Genomic DNA, 8,943 nt, shown 5'->3' with positions numbered 1-8,943 from the left:
GACCGGGAGGCGCCGGCCGCGCCGCGGGACGCACCGCGGGACGCACCGCGGGTCGCACCGCAGGAGCCCGCCACCGGTGACGCCGTACGCCGGCGGCTCGCCCTCGCGCAGGCCGCGCTGCTGTCCGCGCTGGTCGCCGGCGCTCCCGTGCCCGAGGGGTTCGACCGGGTCCGGCTGGGGGTGCAGGCGCGGGCGCTCGCCGGGAAGCGGGCGGACGTGGTCGCGAAGGTCGCGCCCGAACTGCCGGTGATCCTCGGCGCGGAGTACCGGCCCGCCTTCCTCGCCTACGCCCAGGGACATCCGATGACCGGCGGCTACCGGCGCGACGCGCTGAACTTCGCCGGGCGGCTGTTGCGGGACGGCGTGCCGCAGGACACCGGCGCGCGGCGGGAGTTGCGGGAGTGGTGGCTGGAGCGGCAGGGGCCGACACCGCGATCGGCACGGCCCGGGGCGCGGCTGGCCCGGGCGGCCCGACGGGTGCTGCTGCGCCGCTGAGCGCGTGGCGAGCGGGACCGGACGGAACGTCACACACCTACAACGGTGTGTCCCGGCATGTGAAAAGGGCATGGCGCCGGCGAAAGCCTTTGGCATAGAAGTACGGCATGTTCTGGGTCCTTCTCCTCCTGCCGGCCTGGGCCGTCGCCGGCCTGTCGTGCCTGCGGCTGTGCCTGGCCGCCGTGCGCGCGGCGGCCGTCGACACGACCCCCGCCGACCGCGGGCACGCCCTGACCCTGTACGAGGCGGCGTTCCTGTCCGGCGGGCCCCGGCGGGTCGCCGACCTCACGCTGGTCTCCATGGCCCGCCAGCGCCGGCTGCTGCTCGCGCACACCGGCTGGGCGACCGTGGTCGACCCGTGCGGGCGGGACGACATGGAGCGGTCGGTCATAGGGGCGATAGGGCCCACGGGGCAGTCCCGGATAGCGCCGGTGCGGGCCACCGCAGCCACCGCCGACGCGGTACGGGGCCTCGCCGACCGGCTGGTCGGCGAGGGGCTCGCCGTGCCGGACGACGCCCGCGGCATGGCGGCCGGGATCCGGCGGGTGCGGCTCGCCGCGGTGGTCGTGTGCGCGCTCGGCGTGGCCGCTCTGGCGGTGCCCCTTCCCGCGGACGAGCCGCGCCCGCTGATCGCCCTGTGGTTCGCGCTGCCGCTCGCGCTGACCCTGGGCTGCCTCGCCATCACGCGGATGGAGGTCCACCCGTACGCGCGCTGGGCCTCCCCGGCCGGGCAGCGGCTGATCAGTGCCCTCGTCCGGCAGGCCGGCGACACGGCGGACGACCGCACGTACCTCACCTCGGTCGCCGTACGCGGCGTCCACGCGGTCGGCGAACCCGGTCTGCGCGCGGCCTTCGCCCACCGCGAGGAGTACGCGGAGGGGCACGGCGAGCACCGGGCCTGACCCGCCGGCCCCCGACGTGCCAGGGGCCACGCGGCCGCACTCGGCGCGCACGGGATCGGCGGCGGCCCCGACGCCTGCGCCGACGGCCACCCGGAGGCGTACCTGCTGGACGGCCGCCTCCCGGCGCGGGACGCGTCGTGCGCCCCGCGCCCGAAGCCGGAACCGAGGCCCGCGGCCGAGGCGAAGGCCTCGCCGCGGGTCCCGCCGCGGGCCTGATCAGGCGAGGCCGGCCACCAGCTCGCCGATGTCCTTGCGGCGCCCCGTGAAGAACGGGACCTCCTCGCGCACGTGCATGCGGGCCTCGGAGCCGCGCAGGTGGCGCATGAGGTCGACGATGCGGTACAGCTCGTCGGCCTCGAAGGCGAGGATCCACTCGTAGTCGCCGAGCGAGAAGGAGGCGACCGTGTTGGCGCGGACGTCCGGGTAGCCGCGGGCCATCTTGCCGTGGTCGGCGAGCATGCGGCGGCGGTCCTCGTCGGGCAGCAGGTACCAGTCGTAGGAGCGCACGAACGGGTAGACGCTGACGTAGTTCCGCGGCGTCTCGTCGGCCAGGAAGGCCGGGATGTGCGAGCGGTTGAACTCCGCCGGACGGTGCAGCGCCATGTTCGACCAGACCGGCTCCAGCGCGCGGCCCAGCCTGGTGCGGCGGAAGAGGTTGTACGCCTCCTGGAGCTGGTCGGCGGTCTCCGCGTGCCACCAGATCATGAGGTCGGCGTCGGCGCGCAGGCCGGACACGTCGTAGGTGCCGCGGATCGTCACGTCCTTGGCGGCGAGCTGGTCGAACAGCTCCTGGACCTCGTCGGCGTAGCCCGCACGCGCGGCGTCGTCGGGGAGCACGTCCTTGAGCTTGAAGACGGACCAGAGGGTGTAGCGGATGACCTCGTTGAGGTCCTTGGCCAGCTTGCCCTTGTTGGGGATGCGCTCGGCGGCGGGGGTGGAGGCGTCGTCACTCATATCCCTATTCTCCCGCTCCGCCGTGCAGGCTCTGCACCGGGTGGGCGGTGAGCTCCTCCGCACCGCGCAGGTCACCGTGGAGCTGGTCCACGGCCGCGTACGCGCTCGCGATGCTCGCCGGGACGCCGACGCCGTCGTAGGCCGCGCCGCACACGGCGAGACCCGGGAGCTTCGCGACGTGTTCGCGGACACGGGCCACGCGCGCGTGGTGGCCGACGGGGTACTGGGGCAGGCCGTCCTGCCAGCGGGTGACGCGGGTGGCGACGGGCTCGGCGGCCAGACCGGTGGCCTCCTTCAGGTCATGCCGGGAGACGGTGACGAGGCCTTCGTCGTCGCGGCCGAGGATCTCCGTCTCGCCGTACCGTCCCACGGAGGCGCGCAGGACGACGAGGTCCGGGTCCTCGCCGTCGATCCAGCCCCACTTGCGGGAGGCGAAGGTGGACGCCTTGATGGTGTGCCCGTCGACCGGTGGCACGAGGAAGCCGCTGCCCTCGGGGAGCACGGCGGCGTCGGAGCGTCGGTAGGCGAGGGTGATCAGGGCCATGGAGGCGTACTCGACGGCGGCCAGCTCGGCCGCCGCGGCGGGTGCCTCGGCGCGCAGCAGCTCGGCGGCGGGGCGGGCGGGGACGGCGACGACGACCGCGTCGGCGTGCAGCACCCGGTCGCCGGTGGTGATCCGCCAGCCGTCCCGGGCGGTGCGGCGCAGCTCCGTGACGGGCGCCTGGGTGACGACCTCGCCACCCCGGGCACGCACCGACTCCGCGACCGCGAGCGGAAGGGTGCCGATGCCGCCCTCGATGCCCATGAACACCGGGCCGCCGGCCGGGGAGGTGGCCGTCCGGCCCTGGATCGCGCGCACCGCCTCGGTGAGGGAGGAGTGGGTGCGGGCGGCCTCGAAGAGCTGGGGCACGGCCGAGCGCAGCGAGATGCGGTACGCGTCGCCCGCGTAGACGCCGCCCAGCAGCGGTTCGACGAGACGGTCGACGACCTCGCGGCCGACGCGCTCGGCGACGTACTCCCCCACCGCCACGTCGTCGCCGACCTCGGTGCGGGGCAGCTCGGCGTCGCGCTCGATGCGGGCGAGCCCGTCCGCGGACAGGACGCCGGTCAGGGCGGCGGCGGTGCCGGGGACACCCATGACGTGGCCCTTGGGCATCGGCCGCAGGACGCCGCGGGTCCACAGGGAGGCCGTCGCGGTGGACGGTGGCTGGAGACGGTCGGCGAGGCCCACCTCGCGGGCCAGACCGACGGCCTCGGGGCGGCGGGCCAGCAGCGACTCGGCGCCGAGGTCGACGCGTACTCCGGCGATCTCGCCGGGCAGCAGTTTGCCGCCGACACGGTCCGACGCCTCCAGCACGGTCACCCGCGCGCCGCGCTCCAGCAGCCGGTGGGCGGCGGCCAGTCCGGCGATCCCGGCTCCGATGACGACGGCATGTCCCGTGTCCGCGGGAAACTCGCCCGCGGGGGTGTCACTTGCGTACATGCCCCCAGCGTCTCAGACCTCCGCGACGCCGCCATGGGGCCGGGTGGCCCCGCGTCCGGCCCCTGGGTCCCGCGGGACCCGCCGGCCCGCCGGATCCGCGAGTCCGGACCGTGACCTCTTCGGAACCGTTCCGCGTCAACGTTCCGGCCCCTGCCCGCGTCGAAGGAGCGTCCGTGGTCACGACTTCCGGGGGTACCCACCATGCACGCACGGCGACCGGCACCACGATCGGCACGACGTTGCGCACCGCCCGCCCGCGCGTGGGCGGGCCTGCTGCTGGCCGGGGCCCTCGCCCTCACCGGCTGCAGCGCGTCGGGTGACGACTCCGGCGGCGGCAAGGAGGCCGCGTCCCGGGCGGACTCGCGGGCCGAGGGCCGGGCCGACGACCGGGCCGGTGCCGCGGGCGGCGAGGCCGACGGCGGCGAGGCGACCGCGCCGCCGAAGCTCGCCCCGGCCCACATCATCCGCACCGTCTCGCTGTCCGTTCAGGTCAAGGACGCTCCGAAGGCCCTGGACGCGGCCCGCACCGCGACCGAGAACGCCGGCGGCTACGTCGGCGACGAGAACACCACCCGGGACGAGGAGGGCCACGAGCGGACCGAGGTCGTCCTGCGCGTGCCCGTGGAGCGCTACGAGGAGGTGCTCGACGAACTGGAGGGCGCCGGGAAGCTCCTGGAACGCAGTGCGAAGGCCGAGGACGTCACCGAGCAGGTCGTGGACGTGGAGAGCCGGGTCAGGTCGCAGCGCGCCAGCGTGGCCCGGGTCCGCGAGCTGATGGACCGGGCGACGAGGCTGAGCGACGTGGTGACGCTGGAGGGCGAACTGAGCACCCGCCAGGCCGAGCTGGAGGCGCTGCTCGCCCGGCAGGCGGCCCTGAAGGACCGCACGAGCCTGGCCACCATCACCCTCTCCCTGTCCGAGACGCCGGTGGAGCGGGTGGAGGAGGAGGGCGACGACGACCCCGGGTTCACGGACGCGCTGGCGGGGGGGGTGGGACGCCTTCGTGACGATGCTGCGCTGGGTGGCGGTGACGGTCGGCGCGGTGCTGCCGTTCGCCGTGGTGGCGGCGCTGCTGGCACTGCTGTGGCTGCGGGTCGTGCGGCACCGGCTGCCGCGCCGTCCGGCAGCGGCGCCCGGGGTGCCCGCGGCGCCGCCGACGGCCCCCGCCGCCGCGTCGGCTCCGCTGCCGACGGCCCGGCCGGCGCCCGGGACCGCACGGCCGGAGGAGCCCGGCGAGCGGGACTGAGCACGGGACCGAGCACGGGTCCGACGGTGCCGGGCGGGACCGGAACGCCCCGCCCCCCGTAGCGTGTTCGCATGAGCATGAGCATCAGCGCCGCGAGCGGGAAGAGGGACGCCAAGGGTGCGAAGGAGCGGCTGGTCGTGATCGGCGGTGACGCCGCGGGGATGTCCGCGGCGTCACAGGCACGCCGGCTGCGGGGTCCGGACGAGCTGGAGATCGTGGCGTTCGAACGCGGCCACTTCAGCTCGTACTCGGCCTGCGGCATCCCCTACTGGGTCGGCGGTGACGTGCCCGACCGGGACCGGCTGATCGCCCGTACGCCCGAGGAGCACCGCTCGCGTGGCATCGACCTGCGGATGCGCACCGAGGTCACGGAGATCGACGTCGCCGGCGGGCGGGTACGCGCGCGTGATCTCGACGCGGGGACGGAGTCCTGGACGTCGTACGACAAGCTCGTGATCGCCACCGGCGCCCGCCCGTTCCGTCCACGGCTGCCGGGCGTCGACGCGCCCGGCGTGCACGGGGTGCAGACGCTGGACGACGGCCAGGCGCTGATCGACACGCTGGCACGCACGCGTGGCCGTCGCGCGGTGGTCGTCGGGGCCGGGTACATCGGCGTGGAGATGGCCGAGGCGCTCATCAACCGCGGCTACGAGGTGACCGTCGTCAACCGCGGCCGGGAGCCGATGTCCACGCTCGATCCGGACATGGGCCGCATGGTGCACGAGGCCATGGAGGGCCTCGGCATCACCATGGTGAACGGCGCCGAGGTGACCGAGGTCCTGACGGGGGACGACGGCCGGGCCCGGGCGGTGGCCACCGACGACGCCGAGTACCCGGCGGACGTGGTGGTGCTCGGCGTCGGCGTACGCCCCGAGACGGCGCTCGCCGAGGCGGCCGGCCTGCCGCTCGGCGCACACGGCGGGCTGCTGACCGACCGGGCCATGCGGGTGCGCGGGCACGAGAACATCTGGGCCGGCGGCGACTGCGTGGAGGTGCTCGACCTGGTGTGGGGGCAGGAGCGGTACGTCCCGCTCGGCACGCACGCCAACAAGCACGGGCAGGTCATCGGCACCAACGTGGGCGGCGGCTACGCCGTCTTCCCGGGCGTGGTCGGCACGGCGGTCAGCAAGGTCTGCGACCTGGAGATCGCGCGGACCGGACTGCGCGAGAAGGACGCGCTGCGGGCGGGGCTGCGGTTCGTGACGGCCACCATCGAGTCCACCAGCCGCGCCGGTTACTACCCGAACGCCTCCCCGATGACGGTCAAGATGCTCGCCGAGCAGCGCACCGGACGACTGCTCGGCGTCCAGATCGTCGGCCGGGAGGGCGCGGGCAAGCGCGTCGACGTCGCCGCGGTCGCGCTCACGGCGGGCATGACGGTGGAGCAGATGACCGCCCTGGACCTCGGCTACGCGCCGCCCTTCTCACCGGTGTGGGACCCCGTGCTGGTGGCCGCCCGCAAGGCGGCACGGGCCGTGGAGCAGCGGCGCCCCTGACCGCGTCGGGAGCTACGGCGGTCCCGTCGCCCCGGCCTCTGGCCTGCCGCGCCTGTGCACGACGCTCGCGCCCGTCCGGCCGGGCCGCGGGAGCGGGGACGACGCCGGACCGGGGCGGTCACGGACGCCGGGCCGGTCACCGACGCCGGGGCCGGCCACCGCGGGCGGCTGCCCGGCCCCGGCGCGAAGCATGGAGCGCGGCCGGCCGCTCACCGCCTCGTCCGGCGTCACGGGCCGTCACGTCCTGCACGCCCGGCCTCCTGACCGGGCCGGGCGACCTCTCCCGGGGCAGGCGCGGCACAGAGGGCGGCCTCGTCCTCGCCGCCGGGCAGGCGTGCGTCGCCGGAGCCGTGGTGACCCGTTCGTACCGGTTCACCGTCCGCCGGGCGACTCACGAGCCGTCACCCGGCGGGGTGACGAGCCCTCAGCGCGCGGTCCGCGTGTGGACGTAGTCCACGAGGCGGGTCAGCGCGTCCGGGTCGGTGGTGGGCAGGACGCCGTGGCCGAGGTTGAAGACATGGCCCTCCAGGTCCGCCGCCGCGTCCAGGATCTCGCGGGTCTTCGTCTCGACCGCCTGCGGGGTGGAGAAGAGGACGGCGGGGTCCAGGTTGCCCTGGAGCGCCTTGCCGGGACCGACCCGACGGGCGGCCTCGTCCAGCGGGACGCGCCAGTCGACGCCGACGACGTCCGCGCCGGCCTCGCCCATGAGGCCGAGCAGCTCACCGGTTCCCACACCGAAGTGGATGCGCGGCACGCCGTACCCGGCGACGGCGTCGAAGACCTTGCGGGAGGCGGGCTGCACGAAGCGGCGGTAGTCGGCGGGGGCGAGGGCGCCGACCCAGGAGTCGAAGAGCTGGACCGCGCTCGCGCCCGCCTCGATCTGCACCTTGAGGAAGGCGGCCGTGATGCCGGCGAGCCGGTCCAGGAGGTCGGCCCACAGCTGCGGGTCGCCGTACATGAGCGCCTTGGTGTTCTCGTGGTTGCGGGACGGGCCGCCCTCCACGAGGTAGCTCGCGAGGGTGAACGGCGCGCCCGCGAAGCCGATCAGCGGGGTGGCGCCGAGCTCCCGGGTGAGCAGGCCGAAGGCCTCCGTGACGTAGGAGACGTCCTCGGGGGTCAGGTCGCGCAGCCGGGCGAGGTCCGCCCGGGTGCGGACCGGGTTCTCGACGACCGGGCCGACGCCCGGCTTGATGTCGAGGTCGACGCCGATGGCCTTGAGCGGGACCACGATGTCGCTGAAGAAGATCGCCGCGTCCACGCCGTGCCGGCGCACCGGCTGGAGGGTGATCTCGGTGACCAGTTCCGGCCGCATGCAGGACTCGAGCATCGGGATGCCCTCGCGCACCTTGCGATACTCCGGCAGTGAGCGGCCGGCCTGGCGCATGAACCACACGGGGGTGTGCGGCACCGGCTCACGCCTGCACGCCTTGAGGAACGCGGAGTCGTACGTGGCGGTCTGCTGCTTGCCCGCGGGGCTCTGGTTGGCACTCACGTCGGCAAGTCTCGCACGGGCCTCGGGAAGAACCCGACCACGGGGGCGACCGCGCGCGAGCGGCGTGCGGTCGCCCGCACGGAACCGCGTGATCCGGCCATCGCGTCCGCACGCGGGTGTCCCTCCCTGCGCCGGGGCGCCGTTCCGCCTAATCTTCCCCGCATGGCTGCGGCTCAGGGACGACTGTCGGACGGCACGGGCGGAATGGACGAACAGAAGGGTGCCGAGGAGGAGGACCGGCATGCGGGAAGTACGGCACCGCCGGCCTTCACGGCCGCCGTCGAGGCGCTCAGGGCCGCGCGGCTGCGGCCACAGGTCGAGGTGGAGACGACGCGCGCGCCGCAACGGCTCGCCCCGTACGCGTACGCGCTGGAGGCCGCGGTCGTCGACGGCGACGACGACCTGGCGGACGGGCGGCTGGTCCTGCTGCACGACCCGGCCGGGCACGACGCCTGGCGGGGCACCTTCCGGCTGGTGACACTGGTGCGGGCCGAGCTGGAGCCCGAGATGGCCGCGGACCCGCTGCTGCCGGAGGTGTGCTGGTCCTGGCTCACCGGCGCGCTCCAGGCGCGCGGGCTGACCTACGGCGAGCCCAGCGGCACCGTGACGCGGGCGAGCTCCCACTACTTCGGGGGGCTTTCGGCGCGCCCGTCCGCCTCGCAGATCGAGATCCGGGCGTCCTGGACGCCGCGCGAGGGCCTGGGCGGCGCGCCGGACACCGCCGCCCACCTCGCCTCGTGGTGCGATCTGCTGGCGCAGGTCGCGGGCCTGCCGCCGGCCGCGCCGGGCGACGCGTCGATCGTCACGCTGCCGCAGCGGCGCGGCCCGCAGTCACGCTAGGCCCGGCCGCCTCCCCCCCTTCCCCTCCCTTCCCC

The 8,943-nt window shown here is 75.3% G+C and carries 7 protein-coding genes and 2 pseudogenes; 6 read left to right on the top strand and 3 right to left on the bottom strand.

The genetic code is table 11. The features are described 5' to 3' along the window. From KUM32_RS31410 to KUM32_RS44085, 3 genes and pseudogenes are all read left to right on the top strand, one after another. Positions 1-495 (top strand): annotated as a pseudogene (locus KUM32_RS31410) (endonuclease); the annotation flags it as partial. 107 nt (positions 496-602) lie between these two features. Next, positions 603-1,397, top strand: coding sequence for a TIGR04222 domain-containing membrane protein (locus KUM32_RS31405; RefSeq protein WP_217145355.1), 795 nt, complete (start codon positions 603-605; stop codon positions 1,395-1,397). Positions 1,398-1,451: 54 nt separating this feature from the next. Further along, positions 1,452-1,613 carry a hypothetical protein gene (locus KUM32_RS44085; protein WP_374227578.1) on the top strand — a complete coding sequence of 54 codons (162 nt, stop codon included), beginning with the start codon at positions 1,452-1,454 and terminating at the stop codon, positions 1,611-1,613. Here KUM32_RS44085 and hemQ read toward each other — a convergent pair whose 3' ends face one another. Both hemQ and hemG read right to left on the bottom strand, forming a co-directional pair. Then, positions 1,614-2,351, bottom strand: a complete 738-nt coding sequence (gene hemQ, locus KUM32_RS31400) for a hydrogen peroxide-dependent heme synthase (protein WP_217145354.1) — start codon at positions 2,349-2,351, stop codon at positions 1,614-1,616. It abuts the gene before it with no gap. A gap of 4 nt (positions 2,352-2,355) precedes the next feature. Next, positions 2,356-3,834: a protoporphyrinogen oxidase gene (gene hemG, locus KUM32_RS31395; protein WP_217145353.1), complete on the bottom strand. Its 1,479-nt coding sequence runs from the start codon at positions 3,832-3,834 to the stop codon at positions 2,356-2,358. A gap of 201 nt (positions 3,835-4,035) precedes the next feature. On the opposite strand from hemG, the pseudogene KUM32_RS31390 reads away from it, so the two are divergent. Next, positions 4,036-5,080, top strand: a pseudogene (locus tag KUM32_RS31390) (DUF4349 domain-containing protein). A 77-nt stretch (positions 5,081-5,157) separates the two neighbouring features. Next, a complete protein-coding gene (locus KUM32_RS31385) occupies positions 5,158-6,576 on the top strand; it encodes an FAD-dependent oxidoreductase (RefSeq protein WP_217145356.1) in 1,419 nt (472 codons plus the stop codon). Positions 6,577-7,000: 424 nt separating this feature from the next. On the opposite strand, the gene hemE is transcribed toward KUM32_RS31385, so the two are convergent. Next, positions 7,001-8,068, bottom strand: coding sequence for a uroporphyrinogen decarboxylase (gene hemE / locus KUM32_RS31380; RefSeq protein WP_217145352.1), 1,068 nt, complete (start codon positions 8,066-8,068; stop codon positions 7,001-7,003). Positions 8,069-8,230: 162 nt separating this feature from the next. Between hemE and KUM32_RS31375 the strand changes: the two genes are divergently transcribed. Then, the gene (locus tag KUM32_RS31375) at positions 8,231-8,908 is read left to right on the top strand and encodes a DUF3000 domain-containing protein (protein WP_217145351.1); all 678 of its coding nucleotides are present in this window, start codon (positions 8,231-8,233) and stop codon (positions 8,906-8,908) included. Positions 8,909-8,943 lie beyond the last annotated feature (35 nt).

This window comes from Streptomyces sp. AC627_RSS907, assembly GCF_019049165.1.
The sequence above is the reverse complement of the archived record's forward strand: the minus strand, read 5'-3'. Positions and strand labels throughout refer to the sequence as shown.

Bases quoted from the DNA above. Each gene is read 5' to 3' on its own strand.
- KUM32_RS31375 (WP_217145351.1), top strand. From the start codon at position 8,231: ATGGCTGCGGCTCAGGGACGACTGTCGGACGGCACGGGCGGAATGGAC.
- KUM32_RS31385 (WP_217145356.1), top strand. From the start codon at position 5,158: ATGAGCATCAGCGCCGCGAGCGGGAAGAGGGACGCCAAGGGTGCGAAG.
- hemG (WP_217145353.1), bottom strand. From the start codon at position 3,834: ATGTACGCAAGTGACACCCCCGCGGGCGAGTTTCCCGCGGACACGGGA.
- hemQ (WP_217145354.1), bottom strand. From the start codon at position 2,351: ATGAGTGACGACGCCTCCACCCCCGCCGCCGAGCGCATCCCCAACAAG.
- KUM32_RS31405 (WP_217145355.1), top strand. From the start codon at position 603: ATGTTCTGGGTCCTTCTCCTCCTGCCGGCCTGGGCCGTCGCCGGCCTG.